Origin of the sequence: Aeromicrobium terrae (assembly GCF_008039565.1) — a bacterium.
GTDB lineage: Bacteria > Actinomycetota > Actinomycetes > Propionibacteriales > Nocardioidaceae > Aeromicrobium > Aeromicrobium terrae.
In genome coordinates this window covers 207724-227376 of record NZ_VDUX01000005.1, presented here as the reverse complement: position 1 = coordinate 227376, position 19653 = coordinate 207724, and the positions used below count along the sequence as shown (strand labels likewise).

The 19653-nt window shown below is 69.1% G+C and carries 23 protein-coding genes; 5 read left to right on the top strand and 18 right to left on the bottom strand.

The genetic code is table 11. The features are described 5' to 3' along the window. The first annotated feature begins 199 nt into the window (after positions 1–199). The gene (locus FHP06_RS12245) at positions 200–1495 is read left to right on the top strand and encodes a citrate synthase (protein ID WP_147687057.1); all 1296 of its coding nucleotides are present in this window, start codon (positions 200–202) and stop codon (positions 1493–1495) included. 1 nt (position 1496) lies between these two features. On the opposite strand, the gene FHP06_RS12240 is transcribed toward FHP06_RS12245, so the two are convergent. Beyond that, complete coding sequence (locus tag FHP06_RS12240) at positions 1497–2771, bottom strand: purple acid phosphatase family protein (RefSeq protein WP_187271915.1); 1275 nt, start codon at positions 2769–2771, stop codon at positions 1497–1499. 94 nt (positions 2772–2865) lie between these two features. Here FHP06_RS12240 and FHP06_RS12235 point away from each other — a divergent pair, with 94 nt between their 5' ends. The 3 genes from FHP06_RS12235 to FHP06_RS12225 are packed head-to-tail and all read left to right on the top strand — an operon-like array spanning position 2866 to position 6625. Continuing rightward, complete coding sequence (locus FHP06_RS12235; RefSeq protein ID WP_147687055.1) at positions 2866–5220, top strand: hypothetical protein; 2355 nt, start codon at positions 2866–2868, stop codon at positions 5218–5220. 29 nt (positions 5221–5249) lie between these two features. Further along, entirely contained in the window at positions 5250–6047 is a 798-nt protein-coding gene (truA, locus tag FHP06_RS12230) for a tRNA pseudouridine(38-40) synthase TruA (RefSeq protein WP_222706463.1), read from the top strand. Continuing rightward, the gene (locus FHP06_RS12225; RefSeq protein WP_407921294.1) at positions 6044–6625 is read left to right on the top strand and encodes a class I SAM-dependent methyltransferase; all 582 of its coding nucleotides are present in this window, start codon (positions 6044–6046) and stop codon (positions 6623–6625) included. Before truA ends, FHP06_RS12225 begins: the two co-directional genes overlap by 4 nt. A 3-nt stretch (positions 6626–6628) precedes the next feature. On the opposite strand, the gene FHP06_RS12220 is transcribed toward FHP06_RS12225, so the two are convergent. From FHP06_RS12220 to FHP06_RS12180, 9 genes are all read right to left on the bottom strand, one after another. Then, positions 6629–8776 carry a S8 family serine peptidase gene (locus tag FHP06_RS12220; RefSeq protein WP_147687054.1) on the bottom strand — a complete coding sequence of 716 codons (2148 nt, stop codon included), beginning with the start codon at positions 8774–8776 and terminating at the stop codon, positions 6629–6631. Positions 8777–8914: 138 nt separating this feature from the next. Beyond that, positions 8915–9571: a 50S ribosomal protein L17 gene (rplQ, locus tag FHP06_RS12215; protein ID WP_147687053.1), complete on the bottom strand. Its 657-nt coding sequence runs from the start codon at positions 9569–9571 to the stop codon at positions 8915–8917. 29 nt (positions 9572–9600) lie between these two features. Then, positions 9601–10611 (bottom strand): DNA-directed RNA polymerase subunit alpha, encoded by a 1011-nt coding sequence (locus FHP06_RS12210; RefSeq protein WP_147687052.1) that lies wholly within the window; start codon positions 10609–10611, stop codon positions 9601–9603. A 53-nt stretch (positions 10612–10664) separates the two neighbouring features. Beyond that, positions 10665–11273, bottom strand: coding sequence for a 30S ribosomal protein S4 (gene rpsD, locus FHP06_RS12205; RefSeq protein WP_147687051.1), 609 nt, complete (start codon positions 11271–11273; stop codon positions 10665–10667). A 3-nt stretch (positions 11274–11276) separates the two neighbouring features. Then, positions 11277–11675, bottom strand: a complete 399-nt coding sequence (gene rpsK, locus FHP06_RS12200) for a 30S ribosomal protein S11 (protein ID WP_147687050.1) — start codon at positions 11673–11675, stop codon at positions 11277–11279. Between the two features lie 8 nt (positions 11676–11683). Beyond that, positions 11684–12052 (bottom strand): 30S ribosomal protein S13, encoded by a 369-nt coding sequence (rpsM, locus tag FHP06_RS12195; RefSeq protein WP_147687049.1) that lies wholly within the window; start codon positions 12050–12052, stop codon positions 11684–11686. A 164-nt stretch (positions 12053–12216) separates the two neighbouring features. Then, positions 12217–12330, bottom strand: a complete 114-nt coding sequence (gene rpmJ, locus FHP06_RS12190) for a 50S ribosomal protein L36 (RefSeq protein WP_056734976.1) — start codon at positions 12328–12330, stop codon at positions 12217–12219. 39 nt (positions 12331–12369) lie between these two features. Next, complete coding sequence (gene infA / locus FHP06_RS12185; RefSeq protein ID WP_007078610.1) at positions 12370–12591, bottom strand: translation initiation factor IF-1; 222 nt, start codon at positions 12589–12591, stop codon at positions 12370–12372. Between the two features lie 231 nt (positions 12592–12822). Then, positions 12823–13278: an Lrp/AsnC family transcriptional regulator gene (locus tag FHP06_RS12180; protein ID WP_147687048.1), complete on the bottom strand. Its 456-nt coding sequence runs from the start codon at positions 13276–13278 to the stop codon at positions 12823–12825. A gap of 144 nt (positions 13279–13422) precedes the next feature. Here FHP06_RS12180 and ddaH point away from each other — a divergent pair, with 144 nt between their 5' ends. Beyond that, positions 13423–14280 carry a dimethylargininase gene (gene ddaH, locus FHP06_RS12175; RefSeq protein ID WP_147687047.1) on the top strand — a complete coding sequence of 286 codons (858 nt, stop codon included), beginning with the start codon at positions 13423–13425 and terminating at the stop codon, positions 14278–14280. A gap of 69 nt (positions 14281–14349) precedes the next feature. Here ddaH and FHP06_RS12170 read toward each other — a convergent pair whose 3' ends face one another. The 8 genes from FHP06_RS12170 to rplR all read right to left on the bottom strand — a co-directional run bounded on the left by FHP06_RS12170 (position 14350) and on the right by rplR (position 19651). Continuing rightward, the gene (locus FHP06_RS12170) at positions 14350–15255 is read right to left on the bottom strand and encodes a haloalkane dehalogenase (RefSeq protein ID WP_147687046.1); all 906 of its coding nucleotides are present in this window, start codon (positions 15253–15255) and stop codon (positions 14350–14352) included. Positions 15256–15261: 6 nt separating this feature from the next. Next, positions 15262–16053: a type I methionyl aminopeptidase gene (gene map, locus FHP06_RS12165; protein WP_147687045.1), complete on the bottom strand. Its 792-nt coding sequence runs from the start codon at positions 16051–16053 to the stop codon at positions 15262–15264. 13 nt (positions 16054–16066) lie between these two features. After that, positions 16067–16645, bottom strand: a complete 579-nt coding sequence (locus FHP06_RS12160) for an adenylate kinase (RefSeq protein ID WP_147687044.1) — start codon at positions 16643–16645, stop codon at positions 16067–16069. Further along, positions 16645–17949 (bottom strand): preprotein translocase subunit SecY, encoded by a 1305-nt coding sequence (gene secY / locus FHP06_RS12155; protein ID WP_147687043.1) that lies wholly within the window; start codon positions 17947–17949, stop codon positions 16645–16647. The genes FHP06_RS12160 and secY overlap by 1 nt, the downstream gene beginning before the upstream one ends. 68 nt (positions 17950–18017) lie before the next feature. Continuing rightward, a complete protein-coding gene (gene rplO / locus FHP06_RS12150; protein ID WP_147687042.1) occupies positions 18018–18458 on the bottom strand; it encodes a 50S ribosomal protein L15 in 441 nt (146 codons plus the stop codon). A gap of 1 nt (position 18459) precedes the next feature. Then, on the bottom strand, positions 18460–18642 hold the full coding sequence (gene rpmD / locus FHP06_RS12145; protein ID WP_147687041.1) for a 50S ribosomal protein L30: 183 nt from the start codon (positions 18640–18642) through the stop codon (positions 18460–18462). Next, positions 18642–19268 (bottom strand): 30S ribosomal protein S5, encoded by a 627-nt coding sequence (rpsE, locus tag FHP06_RS12140; protein ID WP_147687040.1) that lies wholly within the window; start codon positions 19266–19268, stop codon positions 18642–18644. The genes rpmD and rpsE overlap by 1 nt, the downstream gene beginning before the upstream one ends. After that, a complete protein-coding gene (gene rplR, locus FHP06_RS12135) occupies positions 19268–19651 on the bottom strand; it encodes a 50S ribosomal protein L18 (protein WP_147687092.1) in 384 nt (127 codons plus the stop codon). The genes rpsE and rplR overlap by 1 nt, the downstream gene beginning before the upstream one ends. Between the last annotated feature and the right edge of the window lie 2 nt (positions 19652–19653).

Sequence of the window (19653 nt, the reverse complement as noted above, 5' to 3'; positions counted from 1 at the left end):
GAGTGCTCCGATGAGGAGCGTCGGCCTCACGCGTTGACGCTGGGCACGACGACATCCAAGAATAACCGGCCCTTCCACGCCGGGTCAAAACGGGTACCGGTGCGCGGACCCCCTCTGTGCAGGGTGTGGCGCACCGCACTACGTTGGATGAGCCCGCGGCACCCTGCGGGTGACCGTGTGACGGCACAGGAGAACCGACGTGACCGACAACCCCACCCTGACCGTGCGCGACAACCGTACGGGCGAGGAGTACGAGCTCCCGATCACCGACGGCACGATCAGCGCCTCCGACCTCGGCAAGATCGGCAAGACCGACGACCAGGCCGGCATCGCGCTGTACGACCCCGGATTCACCAACACCGCGTCCTGCCGCTCGGCCGTCACCTTCATCGACGGCGAGAAGGGCATCCTGGAGTACCGCGGCTACCCGATCGAGCAGCTGGCGGAGTCGTCCACGTACCTCGAGGTCGCGTACCTGCTGATCCACGGCGAGCTGCCCACCAAGGAGCAGCACGAGAAGTGGGTGCACGAGATCACGTTCCACACGTTCGTGCACGAGAACCTCAAGAGCCTCATGCAGGGCTTCCGCTACGACGCGCACCCGATGGGCATGCTGCTGTCGAGCGTCGGCGCGCTCTCGACGTTCTATCCCGAGGCCACCAAGATCTCCGACGTCGACCTGCGCCACGAGCAGATGGTGCGACTCATCGCGAAGATGCCCACCCTCGGCGCCTGGGCCTTCCGGCACGCCCAGGGCAAGCCGTACGTGTACCCGGACAACGACCTCACGTACACCGAGAACTTCCTGTCGATGCTGTTCAAGATGAGCGAGCACACCTACGAGCCCGACCCGCGGCTCGCAAAGGCGCTCGAGGTGCTGTTCATCCTGCACGCCGACCACGAGCAGAACTGCTCCACCAACGCGGTCCGGTCCGTCGGCTCCAGCCAGGTCGATCCGTACTCGGCCGTCTCCGCCGGCATCGCTGCCCTCTACGGCCCGCTGCACGGCGGCGCCAACGAGGCGGTGCTGCGGATGCTCAAGCGCATCGGCAGCAAGGACAAGGTCGGCGAGTTCATCGAGGGCGTCAAGAACGGCGACGAGCGCCTGATGGGCTTCGGCCACCGCGTCTACAAGAACTACGACCCGCGCGCCAAGATCATCAAGAAGGCCTGCGACGACGTCTTCGAGGTCACCGGCGTCAACCCGCTGCTGGAGATCGCGCAGGAGCTGGAGAAGATCGCGCTCGAGGACGAGTACTTCGTCAAGCGCAAGCTCTACCCGAACGTCGACTTCTACTCCGGCCTCATCTACGAGGCGCTGCAGTTCCCGCCGGAGATGTTCACCGTGCTGTTCGCGATCCCGCGCACGTCGGGCTGGCTCGCCCAGTGGACCGAGCTGGTCGACGACAAGGAGCAGAAGATCGCCCGGCCGAAGCAGATCTACACCGGCGACCGCGGGCTGGACTTCGTCCCGGCCTCGGAGCGGTGGGCCTGACCTACCAGGTCACGGTCTTGGTGCCCTCGGCGTCCTTGCTGATCACGACCTTGTCGAGGGTGGCGCCGAGCGGTCGCGACGTCGTGGGGTGCGCGCCCTTGGCCGCGACGATCGCCCGGTAGGTCAGGGTGTCGCGGCGGACGTCGATGATCTGGAACGTCGACACGTCGGTGCCCCAGCGGACCCTGGTGGCGCCGCGGCGCACCCAGTCCGTCTTCGAGGAGCTGTAGTACTTCGGTCCGGAGTCCGACGTCGCGTAGACCGTCGTGTGGTGACCGCCGTGGAAGCCGCGCGCGTAGGAGTGGTCGTGCCCGGCAAGCACGAGGTCGACGTCGTGACGCTCGAGCACCGGCTGGACGAGCGAGAAGACCTTCGAGTTGGTGCGGTCTCCTCGCGACGCGAACGGGCCCGCGTGCATCAGCACCACCGACCACTTGTACGGGTTGTCGCTCAGCTGCTGGTCCAGGAACTCCGCCTGCTCCGCGAGGTCGGGGCCGAACGAGTCGATGACCACGAACCGCACGCCCTGGTAGTCGGTGGCGAACCACGTGGGCCGCTGCCCGTCGACCTGGCCGCCCGGCCAGGTGAAGTACGTGCGGAACGCCAGGGCGTCGTCCGACTGGCAGCTCTTCACGAGGATGCACTGCTCGTGGTTGCCGATGGAGATGAGCCAGTCGCGGGTCGAGCCGCTGCGGCCCATCGCGCGGAACAGGTCGACCCACTCCTGGTGGATGTACGGGCGGTTCACCGAGTCGCCGGCCTGGAGTACGATCCGGGCGCGCGGCACGGTGTGGAACGCGCGGGAGACGATCTTGGCCGGCACGTCCGCGTTCTTGACCTGGGTGTCGCCGAGGCCGATGAAGGACCACGGGCCCGTGTAACCGCTGGTGGCGGTGGTGAACGGCAGCGTCGCCGAGATCGCGTGGGCGTTCTTGACGACGTACGTGTACGACGTGCCGGGCTTGAGGCCCGTCGCGGTGGCGGTGTACGCGGGGCGGGCGCTGCCGGTGGTGTCGACGCTGGTGGCCGGCTTGCGCGTGGCCTTGAAGGTGATGCCGTTGCCGCCGGCGGCCGGTCGCACGATGATCCGCTGGTCCGCGTAGGCCGACGAGCGCCAGGTGACGGTCTGCGACGTCGACGGGTCGGCCGTGGGGTTGAGCACGATGAACGACGGCGGCGTGCCGCCGGCCGCGGTGGTCGGCGCCGACTCGCACGCGAGCCCGAGCATGGCGAGACCCGCCACGGCGGCGACGGCGACGGCGACGGCCCGGTTCACCCCGACACCGTACGTCCACGAGGCGTCGTCTCGCATCGCAACCAATGTTCCGAACTTCCTGCGACGCCCGTTCCACAGCCCCTACGCTGCGACCATGCGGCGCTGGGCGTCTGTGCTCGCAGGACTCGGGGTGGTCTGCACCGTCGTGCTGGCCTCGCTCCTGCCTGCGTCCGCTGCGGCGCCGGAGGCTCCGACGGTCGACGGCGCACCCGACATCGACGTGCCCTTCCTCGCCGACCTCTGGATCACCGGTCACCGGTCCGTGGTCACTGATGGTGACGAGATCGTCGTGGAGGACGAGGCTGGGAACCTGCTCGCGGGATGCGGCACGTTGCAAGGGCTGACGTTCTACCAGTGCCAGCTGCGGGTGTTCACCTCGCCGGAGCTGGCCGGGACCACGAAGGACATCCGAGTGGTCCAGGTCTTCGCCGACGGAAGTCGCTCGGACGCGACCAAGGTGACCCTCCACTTCGCCCGGTCCAACCTCCAGAGGACGACGCCCCCCGTGATCGCCGACGACACCATCACGGTCGAGGGCTACCGCGAGATGGGCGAGATCTCCGTCGAGTGGATGCTCCTGCGCGACGACGAGCCGTTGTTCCGCGCGCCACGACCGTGCGACGTCGGCGATGCGGAGAGCGAGCAGTTCGTCTGCACCTACGTGCTCGAGCCGCAGTCGTCGCTGTCCGCACCGATGAGCGCGCCCGTCCGGCCAGCCGGGCTCGTCCTCCCGATGGCGCTGCCGCCCGGCAACTACACCGCCATCGTCAGCGAGTACAGCAACATCACCACCCTGCTGGACGAGATCACCTTCCACTTCGACGTCGACGACCCCGCTCCACCGCCCGGCCCGCCCGACGACCCGACGCCGAACCCTGGCCCCGGGCCCGACGACCCGGCCACCCCTGACTCGGTCCCGATCCCCCTGGCTCCGCCGCCGGACACCACGCCCATCTCCGACGGGCCCGCACCGTCCGACGACGAGACGCCGTCCGAGACCTCGGCCGAGGAGACCCCGACGACCACGAAGACCAAGGCCGCCGCACCGCTCGTCCACAGCCCCGACGACGTGCTGCGCCTGCTGCTGCTGATGCTGGCGGGCTTCGCGATCCTGTACCTCGTCGGGCCACGAGGGATGGTCCTGCCCCGGCGCCTGGCGTGGGCGTCGGCGTCCGGTCCGCCGAAGCACGCCGAGCGGGCTGGCAGCGGCGCCGCCCCTCTTGCTGCAACGATCGCGCCCGATGGCGAGGTCGACGGCGCCGGCGACGACGCCGGCCGGGACAACCCGTTCGGCCTGGCGTGGGGTGACCGCTCGATCACGTGGCGGACGCCGGGCTGGAAGCGCGCCGACGCCGCGAGCGTCGCGGTGCCGACCAACCTGTCGCGGCGGTTCCCCCTGATCGCGCGGGTGCTCGCCGACGCGACCTATCTCCGGGCCGCGCTCGGCGTGCTGTGGCTCCTGCTGCCGGTCGCCGGCGTGGCGCTCGGCGTCGCCGCGGCGTCGGACAGCTCAGCGACCCCGCTGCCCCCGGCGCTCGGCATCACCGCTGCCCTCCTGGTCCTGGCGGTCCTCGACTCGACCGCCGGGATCGTCGGCTTCCTCGTCTTCGCCGCCGTCGCCGTGAGCCGCGGTGGCTTGACCGCCGACGGGCTGTCGCTCGGCGACGGCGTGCGCGGGCTGCTCGGCCTCGCGGCGCTCTGGTTCGTCACCCCGCTCGTGGCCGCGGCCGCTCGACCGCTCCGGCGGAAGTCCGAGCCCGGTCACGTCTACGGCTGGGATCGATTGGGCGACGTGGTCATCGCCGCGCTGGTCAGCGGGTGGGCGGTCTACGGCATCGTCGGCGGCCTGGGCGACCTCACCCGCCAGGACCTCGCGATCACCGATCACGCCGGCGCGCTGGCCTGGGTGGCCATGGCTGCGGTCGTGGGTCGCTACCTGGTCGAGGAGCTGATCGCGCACGGCTATCCGCTGCGCCTCGACGCCGTCGAGGCGACCTCGATGCACGAGCCGACGCTGGTGCACCAGCTGCGCGGCATCGTGATCCGCGCCGCGCTCGTGGCGTTCTTCGCCGGCGCGGTCATCGGATCCTGCTGGCAGCTCTGGGTGGGGGTGGCGATCTTCGCCGTCCCGCAGCTGCTCGCCCTCGTCGGCGACGCCGTCCCCGACGTCAAGCGCCTGGCCTCCGTGCTGCCGCGCGGGGTGGTGGCCGTCCTCGTGATGGTCCTTGTGGGCCTGGCGATGGCCAACCTCATCGACTCGCGCTTCGACGGCTCGGAGCGCGACGCCCTGCGGGCCGGGTTCGTCCTGCTGGCGATCCCCGGCGCGGCGCTGGAGGTCCTCGGCATCGTCGGCGGCGACCGTGGCGAGCCCCGCTGGACCTGGCCGCGTCAGCTGCTCGGCGCCGTCGTCGTCGTGGTGACCACCGTCCTGGTGGCGACCGCGCTCTGACCGGACGCGCGTGCCATAGCCTGACCGACGTGCGCATTCGTCTCGACCTCGCCTACGACGGCAGCGCGTTCCACGGCTGGGCCGCACAGCCCGGCCTGCGCACCGTGCAGGGCGAGGTGGAGGCCGCGATCGCGACGGTCCTGCGCCTCGACTCCCCCGCGCCGCTGACCTGCGCCGGCCGCACCGACGCCGGGGTGCACGCCCGCGGTCAGGTGGCACACGTCGACCTCGACGGCGTCGATCCGGAGACACTCGCCCGGCGGCTGCAGCGGTTCCTCCCCGACGACGTCACGCTCGTGGCCTGCTCGCCCGCGCCACCCGGGTTCGACGCCCGGTTCTCCGCGACCGAGCGGCGCTACGTCTACCGGCTCCGTGACACCCCCGGCGGAGACCCGCTGACCAGGGGTTTCGTCGTCGCCCACCGATCCTCGCTCGACGTCGCGGCGATGGCGGCCGCGGCGGAGCACCTGGTCGGTGAGCACGACTTCGCCTCCTTCTGCAAGCAGCGGGAGGGCGCCACGACGATCCGCACGCTGCTCGAGCTGCGGCCCGAGCGGCTCCCCGACGGCCTCGTGGCCACCACGGTCCGCGCCGACGCGTTCTGCCACTCGATGGTCCGGTCCCTGATGGGTGCGCTCGTCGCGGTCGGCGAGGGCCGCTACGAGGCCGCGTGGGCCGGGCAGATCCTGGCGGCCACCGAGCGCGACCCGCGGGTCACGGTGATGCCGGCCCACGGCCTGGTGCTCGAGGAAGTCGTCTACCCGCCGGACGACCAGCTCGCTGCCCGCGCCGCGGAGGCCCGCAACGTCCGGACGGCCCCGGAGTGAGCGGCCACTACTTCGAGGACGACCCCGGCGTCGAGGACCGTCGCCAGGACGTCGTCATGACGGCGTGGGGTCACGAGCTCACCATGACGACGGCCACGGGCGTCTTCGCTCGCGACGGCCTGGACAGGGCCACCGACGTGCTGCTGCGGCACGACGAGCCGCCCTCCGGCACCGTGCTCGACCTCGGCAGCGGCTGGGGCGCGATCGCCTGCGCCGTCGCCGCCACCGGCGCCACGGTCTGGGCCGTCGACGTCAACGAGCGCGCCCTTGAGCTCACCCGCCTGAACGCCGAGCGCGCTGGTCTCGCCGTCACCGCCGGCCGGCCGGAGGAGGTCCCGGACGACGTCCGGTTCGACGCCATCTGGTCGAACCCGCCGATCCGCGTCGGCAAGGACGCCCTGCACGAGCTGCTGTTGACCTGGCTCCCCCGCCTCACCGACGACGGCGAGGCGCGCCTGGTCGTCGGCAAGAACCTCGGGGCGGACTCGCTGCAGCGGTGGCTCGCCGACCAGGGCTGGCCTACCGACCGCGTCGCGTCCGAGCGGGGCTTCCGGGTGCTCAGGACGCGACGCGGCTGACCGCTACTTCGACTTGATCTGCTTCATGGGTGACGTCGACGGCAGGATGTACTTCGTGCCGCCGTACTGAACGGTGATCTTGTGATAACCCTTCGCCAGCGCCGGCAGCTTGATCGTGCGCGTGCCGTGCTGCGACGTCGACGTCAGGTGGACCGAGAGCAGCTTCTTGTCGCGGTCGTACACAGTCAGCTCGCCCGTGGGCCAGTAGCCCGTCGCCTTCACCGTCACGGACACGTAGGCCCGCTTGGTGTGCGAGATCGTCGTCGGCAGCGAGATCGACGTCGTCGACTTCGCCTGGATGAGCGCCGGCGTCTGCGCCGACGTCTTCGCAAGCGGCTTGAACGCGCTCACCTTGGGCGTGATGCGGACGGAGAGATGGTGGTTGAGATCCCACCCACGCGCCTTGTACGTCGACGACGTGGCGCCGTCGATCGGCTGGTTGTCGCTCAGCCACTGGTACGACAGGCCGCGGCCTGAGGCGTTCCAGGAGCCGGTCGACGCCTTCAGCGTCTGCCCCACCCGGTAGTAGCCCGACACGGTCGGGGGCGAGATGTTCGCCTGCACCTGGGCGAGGTCGAGGATCCCGTCGCCGCACGCGTAGGTCACTGAGCGATTAGGCCACCGGCAATTGAGCTCGCTCCACGGCTTGCCGTTGCTGAAGAAGTCCCTGTACTTCGCGTTGTACGCGGGAAACGTGCGCAAAGCCGCGCGCAGTCCTGCCTCGACCTTTGCTGCAGTGTCGAGTCCAAGCGAGGAGAGGATCGCCGCTGCTGCCGACGCCATCGGCGCCGCCATGCTCGTCCCCTCAAGACGTAGATAGGTCGGTCCTACCGGTCCGATCGTGCCGGTGTTGTAGGTCGACATGACGGTGTACGTGTCGCCATCGACTCGGTAGTCGCCGCCGATCGCAGAGAAGGAGAGCCTCTCCCCCCAGTTGGAATACGATGCTCGTAGACCACGCGAGCTCGAAGCTCCGACCGCGATGATCCCTGAGCAAGCACCCGGGACGCTGTACCTCACGTCAACGCCGGCGTTCCCCGCAGCGGCGACAATCACCGCCCCGCGGGTTCGAGCAGCCGTTGCAGCGTCCGAATACCCGATACAGGCTTTGTCGACCCGCGAGGCCGTGTCCTCCGCTCCGAGCGAAAGATTGACCACCTTGGCGGGATGAGGGTTGTCCGGCACGCCAGTGATGTGACCCCCAGTTGCCCACTCGATCGCAGTGAGAATGTCTGAGTCGATAGCCCCGCAGCGTCCGACGACCCGAATCGGGATGATCTTGACCTTCGGCGCTACGCCCACGACGCCTACGACGTTGTCGCCCTCCGCGGCTACGATGCCGGCTACGTGAGTACCGTGCCAGCTACTCTCGATCAACGAGTGCACAAAACCGCACTTGTTACTTGGGATCCAATCACCGGGATCGGATGGGTCTGAGTCCCAACCCGGGTTCCCGTCGGGATCCTGAGAGTCCGGTGGTTCACTGCCGTAGTCCGGGTCGGACCACGCTGAGGCGAAGTCGTATCCGGGCAGCCGCTGATCGTCCAGATCCGGGTGCGAGGTGATACCCGTGTCAATCACGGCCACAGCCACGTCGCCAGAACCCATCCCCTGTGGAGCTCTCCAGATGTAGGGCGCCCTGGTGCTGAAACCTCCGTTGGGCCAGGGGGAGGGCAGTGATGTCGAAGCACTGCGGTTGTCCCACAAGTGCTTCAACGTCGAAAAATATTGATCGTTCGTGTCCTTCGGAGGTTGGGTCACGAACGGGCGCCGCACCATGTCTGGGATGGCCCATTCCACGTCAGAACGCTTCTCCACCTCCTTGGCTGCGGCCAGCACGGAGCTTCCGTCGAGGCTCGCCCTGAAACGCACCGCAGAGATCCGCCCGGTGAGATTCCGCGCCGAGGCCACCTTCGCCCGTCTGCCGATCGCCGCTTGGGTGCGGGCCACGAGGTCGCCCGTAGCCTGTTTCGCCTTGGTCTTGACGATCAGTCCGACAGCCCGTGAAGGATGCCGAGAGACGTCCGGCCCCACGTGACTGGTGCCCTGCTCCGACGTCGGAAGATCGGCCGACGAGGGACTGGCCAGCGCCCCGGTCAGCACGGCGGCGACGACCGCGGTGACGACGATGGCGAGGCGACGGGCGGGCATAGCAGTTTCCCCTTGTCACGGGCGCGTGGAGGGATCACACACCCGCTGGGACGCTATCAGCGTCGGAAGTGCCTCGTCATCGTTTCGACAGACAGCGACCCCGGCCCCACACGGGGACCGGGGTCGCTGATCTCAGTGCTACTTGGAGTCGTCGCCCTCGGCGGACTCGTCCGTCTCGGTGGGCTCGTCGGCCTCAGCCTCAGCCTCGGTGGCGTCGGCGACCTTCTCCGCCGCGACCTCGACCTCGTCCTCGGAGACGGGCTCGTTCTCGGCGTCGTCGGCGGGCGCGCCCGGGACGACGTCGGTCTCGACCTCGGCGGCGTCGTCAGCGGCGTTGACCTCGGGGGTCTCGTCCTCGACGACGTCCTCCACCGGAGCCGGGGCCGGCTTCTTCTCGGCCTTCGGCTTCTTCGGCGTCTGGTTCTGCGCCGCGAACTCCTTGGACTCCACGATCTCGATGACGGCCATCGGGGCGTTGTCGCCCTTGCGCGGACCGATCTTCGTGATGCGCGTGTAGCCGCCCGGACGGGTGGCCATGGCCGGGCCGATCTCGGTGAACAGCGTGTGCAGCACGCTCTTGTCACGGATGACCTTCACGACCTGGCGGCGGTTCGCCACCGTGTCGGTCTTGGCCTTCGTGATCAGCTGCTCGGCGTACGGACGCAGGCGACGAGCCTTGGCCTCCGTGGTGGTGATGCGGCCGTGCTCGAACAGGGCCTGAGCCAGGTTCGACAGGATCAGGCGCTGGTGCGAGGGGCTGCCGCCGAGGCGGGCTCCCTTGGTGGGCGTAGGCATGTCACTCTCTCCAGTTCAGTCGCGACGACTCAGTACTGCTCGTCCTCGGCGAACGAGGAGTCGTCGTCGAAGGCGTCGATCACGGCGGCCGGGTCGAAGCCGGCGGGGCTGTCCTTGAGCGCGAGGCCCATCTCGGTGAGCTTCTGCTTGACCTCATCGATGGACTTCGAGCCGAAGTTCCGGATGTCGAGCAGGTCCTGCTCCGAGCGCGTGATGAGCTCACCCACGGTGTGGATGCCCTCGCGCTTGAGGCAGTTGTACGAGCGGACGGTGAAGTCCAGGTCCTCGATCGGCAGGGCCAGGTCGGCAGCGAGCTGCTCGTCGACCGGCGACGGGCCGATGTCGATGCCCTCGGCCTCGACGTTCAGCTCACGGGCCAGGCCGAACAGCTCGACCAGCGTGGAGCCGGCCGACGCGATGGCGTCGCGCGGAAGGATCGACTTCTTGGTCTCGACGTCGATGACGAGCTTGTCGAAGTCGGTGCGCTGCTCGACGCGGGTGGCCTCGACCTTGTACGTCACCTTCAGCACCGGCGAGTAGATGGAGTCGACGGGCATGCGGCCGATCTCCTCCTCGCCGGTCTTGTTCTGCGTGGCGGAGACGTAGCCGCGGCCGCGCTCGGCGACGAGCTCGATCTCGAGCTTGCCCTTGTCGTTGAGGGTGGCGATGTGCAGGTCCGGGTTGTGCACCTCGACGCCCGCGGACGTCTCGATGTCAGCCGCGGTGGCCGCACCGGCGCCGCTCTTGCGCAGGTACATGACGACCGGCTCGTCGTGCTCGGAGGAGACGACGAGGTCCTTGAGGTTCAGGATGATCTCGGTGACGTCCTCGACGACACCGGGGATCGTGGAGAACTCGTGCAGGACGCCGTCGATCTTGATCGACGTGACGGCCGCACCCGGGATCGACGACAGCAGCGTGCGACGCAGCGAGTTGCCGAGGGTGTAGCCGAAGCCGGGCTCGAGGGGCTCGATGACGAACCGCGAGCGGTAGTCGTCGATGACCTCTTCGGTCAGGATGGGGCGCTGGGCGATCAGCATGTCTTACTTCCTTTCCGACCCACCGCTATATGAGGGCCGGGTAGATGGACAGATCAGATCTTGGAGTAGAACTCCACGATCAGCTGCTCCTGGATCGGAACGGTGATCTGCTCGCGAACGGGGTTTTGGTGGACGAGGATGCGGCCACGGTCGGGCGACACGTCGAGCCAGCCGGGCACGGTGTCGGCGTCATGCGTCTCGCGGGCCACGATGAACGGCGTGGTCTCCAGCGACTTCGGCTTGACGTCGATGATGTCGTGCTTGCTGACCTGGAACGACGGGATGTTCGTCTTGACGCCGTTGACCAGGAAGTGACCGTGCGTCACCAGCTGGCGGGCGTGGCGGCGCGTGCGGGCGAGGCCGGCGCGGTAGACCACGTTGTCGAGACGGCTCTCCAGCAGCGAGAGCAGGTTGTCGCCGGTCTTGCCGGGCTTGCGGTGCGCGGTCTCGTAGTAGCGACGGAACTGCTTCTCGAGGACGCCGTACGTGTAGCGCGCCTTCTGCTTCTCCTGCAGCTGGGTGCGGTACTCGGACTCCTTGATGCGGGTCCGTCCGTGCTGGCCGGGCGGGTACGGGCGCTTCTCGAACGCCTTGTCGTCGCCCACGAGGTCGACGCCGAGACGACGCGACTTCTTGGTGAGGGGGCCGGTGTAGCGAGCCATGGGTCAGAGCCTCCGGTGCTTCGGGGGACGGCAGCCGTTGTGCGGGCTGGGGGTGACGTCGGAGATGGTGCCGACCTCGAGGCCGACGGCGCTCAGCGAGCGGATCGCCGTCTCACGGCCCGAGCCCGGGCCCTTGACGAAGACGTCGACCTTCTTCATCCCGTGGTCCATCGCCTGGCGACCGGCGGCCTCGGCGGCCATGCCGGCGGCGAACGGCGTGGACTTGCGCGAGCCCTTGAAGCCGACGGTTCCGCCGGAGGCCCACGCGATGACGGCACCCGACGGGTCCGTGATCGTGACGTGCGTGTTGTTGAACGTGCTCTTGATGTGGGCCTCGCCCTGAGCGACGTTCTTCTTCACCTTGCGGCGCGTCTTCTTGGCGCCAGTGGTCTTGGGAGGCATGCGCTAGATCACTTCTTCTTTCCGGCGACGGTGCGCTTCGGACCCTTGCGGGTGCGCGCGTTGGTCTTGGTGCGCTGGCCGCGGACCGGCAGGTGCGCACGGTGGCGGCGGCCCTGGTAGCTGCCGATCTCCATCTTGCGGCGGATGTCCGCCTGGACCTCGCGACGCAGGTCGCCCTCGACCTGGTACTCGGCCTCGATGTGATCGCGCAGCGCGACGAGCTGGTCGTCGGTCAGCTCGTGGACGCGGAGGTCCGGGCTGACGCCGGTGGCGGCCAGCGTCTGCTGGGCGCGCGTCCGGCCGATGCCGAAGATGTACGTGAGGGCGACCTCGACGCGCTTCTCGCGCGGGAGATCGACTCCGATGAGACGTGCCATGAGTGGCGTTTCCTTCTGTTCAGCAGAGGTGTCGGCATCTGGGGCGCCCCGGCTGTCTCCCCACTCGATGGCGGGGCCGGGCCCCGACCTCTGCGTCGGGGGTGACACGCAGCGGGTGCTGCGTGAGCCGTCAGATGTTCAGTGGTGCTGGTGAAGAGAGTCGGTCAGCCCTGGCGCTGCTTGTGCCGGGGGTTCTCGCAGATCACCATGACGCGGCCGTGGCGACGAATCACCTTGCACTTGTCACAGATCCTCTTCACGCTCGGGTTGACCTTCATGTCAGAACTGCTTTCGGGTCTCTGAACGTGTACGGACGTTCACTTGTATCGGTAGACGATGCGACCGCGGGAGAGGTCGTACGGCGAGAGCTCCACCACGACCCGGTCCTCGGGGAGGATCCGGATGTAGTGCTGGCGCATCTTGCCGCTGATGTGCGCGAGGACCTTGTGACCGTTGGCCAGCTCCACGCGGAACATCGCGTTGGGCAGCGCCTCGACCACGGCGCCCTCCATCTCGATGACGCCTTCCTTCTTCGCCATGCAACCCTTCTTCGTTCGCTTCGTCGGTCGGCCGGCGCCTGACACGTGTCTGCCCCATCCGCTTTCGCGGACCCGGAGCAGGGAGGACGTGCCTGACTAGGCCGACAGGTAAGTCTACGCCGGTCACCAGGCGGTATTCAAATCCGCAGGCGGCGCGAGCTCTGCGAGCGAGCGCCGGAGGAGGTCGAGCGCGTCACGCCGAAGGCGTCAGGGTGACGAGACCCCGTCAGGTCACTCGACCACCGGGTTGCTTCCCGCTCCCCCGATCAGGCGGGACAGGACGATCGAGGTGTTGGTGTGGTCGACGTTGGCGGTCTCCACACGCACACGTTCCAGGGCGCGCTCGAGGTCGCGGACGTCGCGGGCGACGATGTGCAGGATCGCGTCGGCCGGCCCGGAGACCGTGGCCGCGGCGTGCACCTCGGGCACCCGCGAGAACGACGCCCGCAGCTCGTCGGGGGCGATGGTGCCATTGCAGTGCACCTCGACGTACGCCTCGGTGGTCCAGCCCAGGTGAGCGGCGTCGAGCACGGCCGTGAAGCCCCTGATCACGCCGTCGTCGACGAGTCGGTCCACGCGGCGCTTCACCGCCGGGGCGGAGAGGCCGACCTGGTCGCCGATCGCGGCGTATCCGGAGCGCCCGTCGGCGACGAGGCAGTCGATGATCTTGCGGTCCACGGCATCCATGAGGTCAGTCTTGCAAGAAATCGCCGCCGATCCTCAATCGACGCAAGAATTCACCACTGATACGGTCGATTTCGGGTTCGTGCTGTGCCACGACGGCCCTCTAGCATTGATCTGTTGCATCCGCAGTCCGAGGGAGGGACGCCCATGACCGTGCTCGACACCCGCCTGTCACCCAGGCCGGCTCGCCAGGCCCGCACCCGTCACTACGTCATGTGCCCGCCCACGCACTTCGCCGTCGAGTACGCGATCAACCCCTGGATGGACGCCAGCGTCCCGGTCGACGCCGAGCGCGCGACCGTGCAGTGGGACGTCCTGCGGCACGCCTACCTCGCCCTCGGCCACCGGGTCGACCTCGTGAGCCCCGCCCCCGGCCAGCCCGACATGGTCTTCGCCGCGAACGGCGGCCTCACCGTCGGCGGCCGCACCTACGGGGCGAAGTTCCGCCACCCCGAGCGACAGGCCGAGGCCGCCGCGTTCACCGCGTTCCTCCGGGACGCGGGCCATGACGTCGTCGACCCCGCGCACACCAACGAGGGCGAGGGCGACTTTCTCGTGCTCGGCTCGATGATCCTGGCCGGCACCGGCTTCCGCACGTCCCTGGAGGCCCATGTCGAGGCCGCCGAGGTGCTCGACCGGCCCGTCGTCTCGCTCGAGCTCGTCGACCCGCGCTTCTACCACCTCGACACCGCGCTCGCGGTGCTCGACGACGGCACGGGCGACGCTCCGGCCGACATCGCCTACTTCCCCGGCGCCTTCAGCCCGCACAGCCGCCGCACGCTGCGCGACCTGTTCCCGGACGCGCTGATCGTGAGCGAGCTCGATGCTCTCGTGCTCGGCCTCAACGCGGTCAGCGACGGCCTGCACGTCGTCCTGCCGTCCGCCGCGATCGAGCTGGCCGGCGCGCTGCGCGACCGCGGCTACGCCCCGGTGCCCGTGGACCTGGGCGAGCTGCTCAAGTCCGGCGGCAGCGTGAAGTGCTGCACGATGGAGCTGCACGCCTGACGGATGCGTCCCCGCTGGGAGTGACGTTTTCGCCCGGTTTTCGACGAAAACCGGGCGAAAACGTCACTGTCAGCGCGTGCGGGCCATCCAGTCGACCAGTCGGCGGGCCAGCTCGGGTCCGGCGTCCTCCTGGATGAAGTGGCCGCCGCGGATGCGGTCGTGGGGCTGTCCCTGGGCGCCGGGCACGTGGGCGATCAGCGGCCGGTCTCCGCGGCCGAGGATCGGGTCGTTCTCCCCGAAGACGCACAGGAACGGCTTCTCGAACCGACCCAGCGCCTCCCAGGCCGCGCGGTTCGCGGGCACGGCGACGTCGTCGGGCTCGGTGGGCACCAGGTTCGGGAAGGCCCGGGCGCCGGCGAGGTGGCGTCGCGACGGGAACGGGGCGTCGTAGCCGGCCAGGACGTCCTTGGGGACGTCGGTGACGGTGCCGGTCTTCACGATGCGGCCGACCGGGAAGACCGGCGACCAGCGCGCGAACGCGCGCCAGATGCCGAACGCCCGGCCCGCCTTGCGGTCGGCGGTGGGCAGGAAGCCGTTGCCGACCATGACACGGGCGAAGCGCTCCGGCTGCTCCCCCACGATGCGCAGGCCGATGAGCGAGCCCCAGTCCTGCACGAAAGGAGTGACGTCCTGCAGCTCGAGCGCGTCCATCCAGGCGACGACCCAGGTGACGTGGCGCTGGTAGGTGTACGCCGAGCGCTCGACCGGCTGGTCGGAGCGGCCGAACCCGATGAGGTCCGGCGCGAGCACGCGGTGCCCGGCCTCGACGAGCGGCGGGATCATCGTGCGGTACAGGTAGCTCCACGTCGGCTCGCCGTGCAGCAGCACGACGACCTGGCCGTCGCGCGGCCCCTCGTCGACGTAGTGCATGCGCAGCATCAGGCCGTCGGGGGCCGGGACGTCGACCCAGTGCGGCTCGAACGGATAGCCCGGCAGGTTCGCGAAGCGCTCGTCCGGCGCGCGCACGACGTCCATGAGCGGTCAGCCTAGCGCTGTGAGCACCACCGGACCGTCTTCTGTGAGGGCGAAGGTGTGCTCGAAGTGCGCGGCCCAGGAGCCGTCGGTGGTGACGACCGTCCAGTCGTCGTCCAACGTGCGGGTGGCGGCGCCGCCCAGCGTGATCATCGGCTCGACGGCGAGCGCGATGCCCGGTACGAGCTTGGGCCCGCGGCCGGCGGGGCCGACGTTCGGGACGTCCGGCGCCTGGTGCATGGCCGTGCCGATGCCGTGGCCGGTGTAGCCCTCGACGATGCCGTAGGAGCCCTGCGACTCCACGTACGTCTGCACGGCGTGGCCGATGTCCGTGACGCGACCGCCGGGCCGGGCCGCCGCGATCCCCTGGAGCATCGCCTGCTCCGTGACGCGGATCAGCTCGGTGAGCTCCGGTGCCGCCTCGCCCACCGCGACGGTGATGGCGGAATCGCCGTGCCAGCCGTCGACGATCGCGCCGCAGTCGATGGACACGACGTCGCCGTCGCGCAGCACGCGCGGACCCGGGATGCCGTGCACGACCTCGTCGTTCACCGACGTGCAGATCACGCCCGGGAACCCCTGGACCCCGGAGCCGGCGCCGTAGCCGAGGAAGTTGGAGGTGGCGCCGTGCGCGCGGATGGTGTCGTGGGCGAGCGAGTCGAGCTCTGCGGTGCTCACGCCTGGAGCCACGGCCTCACGCACGGCCTGCAGCGTGCGGGCGACGACCAGCCCGGCCTCGCGCATGACCGCGATCTGCTCGGGCGTCTTGATCTCGACGCCCCGCCGGCCGAACAAGCCCATGAGGAAGAGGCGGTCAGGCGTCGACTGAGTCGGCCTCGAGGGCCTCGTCGATGCGCCGCGCGACCTCGTCGATGTCGCCCATGCCGTCGACCTCCCGGAGGATGCCGCGGTCGCGGTACACCTCGAGCAGCGGCGAGGTCTCGGCCGTGTAGACCTCCTGGCGGTGCCGGATGACCTCTTCGGTGTCGTCGGCGCGACCGCTCGTCTGCGCGCGCTTCAGCAGCCGGCCGATGAGCTCCTCGGAGTCGACCGTCAGCGCCAGCACGACGTCGAGCGGTCGGTCGAGCTCGTCGAGGATGCCGTCGAGCGTGGAGACCTGGTCGAGCGTCCGCGGGTAGCCGTCGAGGATGAACGACTCGCGGGCGTCGTCCTGCGACAGCCGGTCCTTCACCATGGCGTTCGTGACCTCGTCGGGCACGTACTCGCCGGCGTCCATGTAGCGCTGGGCGGTGAGCCCGAGCTCGGTGCGGTCGGCGACGTTGGCACGGAAGATGTCGCCGGTGGAGATGTGGGCGCCCCCGATGCGGTCGGCCAGGGCCTCCGCCTGCGTCCCCTTGCCCGCGCCCGGCGGGCCCATGATGATCAGGCGCATCAGCGCAAGAACCCTTCGTAGTTTCGCTGCTGGAGCTGGCTCTCGATCTGCTTCACGGTGTCGAGCCCGACGCCGACGATGATCAGGATCGTCGTGCCGCCGAAGGGGAAGTTCTGGCTCGCGTTCAGCAACGCGATGGCGATCATCGGGATCAACGCGATGAGGCCGAGGTACGCAGCGCCCGGGGCCGTGATGCGGCTGAGGACGTAGGCGAGGTAGTCCTGGGTCGGACGGCCGGCACGGATGCCGGGGATGAAGCCGCCGTACTTCTTCATGTTGTCGGCGACTTCCTCCGGGTTGAAGGTGATCGCCACGTAGAAGTACGTGAAGAACACGGTCAACGCGAAGTACGTGATCATGTAGTACGGGTGGTCGCCCCGCACGAGGTGGCTGGTGATCCATGCCGAGCCGGTGCCCTCGGGCTGGAACTGGGCGTACAGCGCCGGCAGGTACAGCAGGCTCGAGGAGAAGATGACCGGGATGATGCCGGCCTGGTTGACCTTCAGCGGGATGTAGGTGGACGAGCCGCCGAACATGCGGCGGCCGACCATGCGCTTGGCGTACTGCACCGGGATGCGGCGCTGCGCCTGCTCCATGAAGATGACGGCCGCGACCACGACCAGGCCGACCAGCATCACCATGATGAAGGTGGTCCAGCCCTTCTGGGTCTTGATGAGCCACAGGGCGCCGGGGAAGGTGGCGACGACCTGGGTGAAGATCAGGATCGACATGCCGTTGCCGATACCGCGGTCGGTGATGAGCTCGCCGAGCCACATGATCACGGCCGTGCCCGCCACCATCGTCAGGACGATGAGGAGGAACGCCGGGATCGAGTCGGGCTTGTAGAGGAGGTCGCCGCAGTCGGCGCCGCCGAAGAGCTGGCCGCTGCGGGCGAGCGCCACGATGCCGGTGGCCTGCAGGATCGCCAGGCCCAGCGTGAGGTAGCGCGTGTACTGCGTGATCTTCGCCTGGCCGGCCTGGCCCTCCTTCTTGAGGGCCTCCAGCCGCGGGATCACGACGACGAGCAGCTGCAGGATGATGCTCGCGGTGATGTAGGGCATGATGCCCAGCGCGAACACGGTGAGCTGCAGGAGCGCGCCGCCGGAGAACACGTTGATCAGGGCGAACAGGCTGCTGTTCTCACCCTGGGACGCGAGGTCGACGCACTTCTGGACGTTGCCGACGTCGATGCCGGGCGCCGGCAGGGTCGAGCCGAGGCGGAACAGCACCACGATGCCCAGCACGAACAGAAGCTTGCGACGCAGGTCCGGTGTCCGGAACGCGTTGGCAAAGGCGCTGAGCACGAGCGAGATCCTCCTGAGACGGGCGTGGTGACTCTAACAGCCGGCCCCTGGGGGCCGGCTGCAAGACGTCAGAGCTCGGTGACGCTGCCCCCGGCGGCCTCGATCTTGGTCTTGGCCGAGCCGGAGAACTGGTGTGCCGAGACCTGCACGGCGACGTCGATGTCGCCGTTGCCGAGCACCTTGACGGGCTGGCCCTTGCGGACCGCGCCCTTGGAGACCAGCGCGTCGAGGTCGACGGCGCCACCCTCCGGGAACAGCGAGGCGATGCGGCCCACGTTCACGACCTGGTACTCGACGCGGAACGGGTTCGTGAACCCCTTCAGCTTCGGCAGGCGCATGTGCAGCGGCGTCTGGCCGCCCTCGAACGCCTCAGAGACCTGGTAGCGAGCCTTGGTGCCCTTGGTGCCACGACCGGCGGTCTTGCCCTTCGAGCCCTCACCACGACCCACGCGGGTCTTGGCGGTCTTGGCCCCGGGGGCCGGGCGCAGGTGATGCAGCTTGAGCGCCATGTCAGTCAACCTCCTTGAGGTCCACGAGGTGCGGGATGGACTCGGCCATGCCGCGGATCTCGGGACGATCCTCCTTGACGACGACGTCGCCGATGCGCTTGAGACCCAGCGACCGCAAGGTGTGCCGCTGGTTCTGCTGGCGACCGATCGCCGAACGAACCTGGGTGATCTGGAGCTTCGTCATCACGCACCCACCTCGGCCTCGGCCTTGGCGGCCTCGGCGACACCCTGCTCACCGGCACGCAGGAGGGCCGCCGGGGCGACCTCCTCGACCGTCAGGCCGCGGCGCTGGGCCACGTCCTCGGGCGACTCGAGGCTGCGGAGCGCCTCCACCGTCGCGTGGACGATGTTGATGGCGTTCGAGGAGCCGAGCGACTTGCTGAGCACGTCGTGGATGCCGGCGGCCTCCAGCACGGCACGCACCGGACCACCGGCGATGACACCGGTACCGGGCGAGGCCGGGCGCAGGAACACGACGCCGGCGGCCTTCTCACCCTGGACCGGGTGCGGGATGGTGCCCTGGATGCGGGGGACGCGGAAGAAGTTCTTCTTCGCCTCCTCGACACCCTTCGCGATCGCGGTGGGCACCTCCTTGGCCTTGCCGTAGCCGACACCGACCTGGCCGTCGCCGTCACCGACGATCACCAGGGCGGTGAAGCTGAACCGACGTCCACCCTTGACCACCTTGGCGACACGGTTGATCGTGACGACCTTCTCGATGTAGTTGGACTTGTCGCCGCCACGGTCGCCGCGGCCACCGCGGCGGTCGCCGCCTCCCCTGCGGGAGGTGTTGGGCTGCTGCACAGTCATCAGAACTCCAGACCTGCTTCACGGGCGCCGTCGGCGAGTGCCGCGACGCGTCCTGCGTACTTGTTGCCGGCGCGGTCGAAGACCACGGTCTCGATGCCGGCGGCCTTGGCGCGATCGGCGACGAGCTCGCCGACCTTGCGTGCCTTGGCCGTCTTGTCGTCGCTGGACGCGCGCAGATCGGCCTCCATCGTCGAGGCCGACGCGAGCGTGCGGCCCTCGAGGTCGTTGACGACCTGCGCGACGATGTGCTTGCTCGAGCGCGTGACCACCAGGCGCGGCCGCTCGGCCGAGCCCTGGATGTGCTTGCGGCCGCGGACCTGACGACGCTGACGCGACGCCACACGGTCGGCGGTGTGCTTGCGGTGCTTGATCGAGATGGCCATGG

What these genes read in the sequence shown, in the direction of transcription:
- ddaH (WP_147687047.1), top strand. Translation starts at nt 13,423, where the DNA reads ATGACCGTGCTCGACACCCGCCTGTCACCCAGGCCGGCTCGCCAGGCC.
- rpsM (WP_147687049.1), bottom strand. Translation starts at nt 12,052, where the DNA reads ATGGCACGTCTCATCGGAGTCGATCTCCCGCGCGAGAAGCGCGTCGAG.
- FHP06_RS12220 (WP_147687054.1), bottom strand. Translation starts at nt 8,776, where the DNA reads ATGCCCGCCCGTCGCCTCGCCATCGTCGTCACCGCGGTCGTCGCCGCC.
- rpsD (WP_147687051.1), bottom strand. Translation starts at nt 11,273, where the DNA reads ATGGCTCGCTACACCGGCCCCCTCACCAAGAAGTCGCGTCGTCTCGGC.
- rpmJ (WP_056734976.1), bottom strand. Translation starts at nt 12,330, where the DNA reads ATGAAGGTCAACCCGAGCGTGAAGAGGATCTGTGACAAGTGCAAGGTG.
- rpmD (WP_147687041.1), bottom strand. Translation starts at nt 18,642, where the DNA reads ATGACGAAGCTCCAGATCACCCAGGTTCGTTCGGCGATCGGTCGCCAG.
- FHP06_RS12210 (WP_147687052.1), bottom strand. Translation starts at nt 10,611, where the DNA reads ATGCTGATCGCCCAGCGCCCCATCCTGACCGAAGAGGTCATCGACGAC.
- FHP06_RS12180 (WP_147687048.1), bottom strand. Translation starts at nt 13,278, where the DNA reads ATGGATGCCGTGGACCGCAAGATCATCGACTGCCTCGTCGCCGACGGG.
- rplR (WP_147687092.1), bottom strand. Translation starts at nt 19,651, where the DNA reads ATGGCCATCTCGATCAAGCACCGCAAGCACACCGCCGACCGTGTGGCG.
- map (WP_147687045.1), bottom strand. Translation starts at nt 16,053, where the DNA reads ATGGGCTTGTTCGGCCGGCGGGGCGTCGAGATCAAGACGCCCGAGCAG.
- FHP06_RS12170 (WP_147687046.1), bottom strand. Translation starts at nt 15,255, where the DNA reads ATGGACGTCGTGCGCGCGCCGGACGAGCGCTTCGCGAACCTGCCGGGC.
- FHP06_RS12235 (WP_147687055.1), top strand. Translation starts at nt 2,866, where the DNA reads ATGCGGCGCTGGGCGTCTGTGCTCGCAGGACTCGGGGTGGTCTGCACC.
- rplQ (WP_147687053.1), bottom strand. Translation starts at nt 9,571, where the DNA reads ATGCCTACGCCCACCAAGGGAGCCCGCCTCGGCGGCAGCCCCTCGCAC.
- FHP06_RS12160 (WP_147687044.1), bottom strand. Translation starts at nt 16,645, where the DNA reads ATGCGCCTGATCATCATGGGCCCGCCGGGCGCGGGCAAGGGGACGCAG.
- infA (WP_007078610.1), bottom strand. Translation starts at nt 12,591, where the DNA reads ATGGCGAAGAAGGAAGGCGTCATCGAGATGGAGGGCGCCGTGGTCGAG.
- rpsK (WP_147687050.1), bottom strand. Translation starts at nt 11,675, where the DNA reads ATGCCTCCCAAGACCACTGGCGCCAAGAAGACGCGCCGCAAGGTGAAG.
- rpsE (WP_147687040.1), bottom strand. Translation starts at nt 19,268, where the DNA reads ATGACTGTGCAGCAGCCCAACACCTCCCGCAGGGGAGGCGGCGACCGC.
- rplO (WP_147687042.1), bottom strand. Translation starts at nt 18,458, where the DNA reads ATGGCGCTCAAGCTGCATCACCTGCGCCCGGCCCCCGGGGCCAAGACC.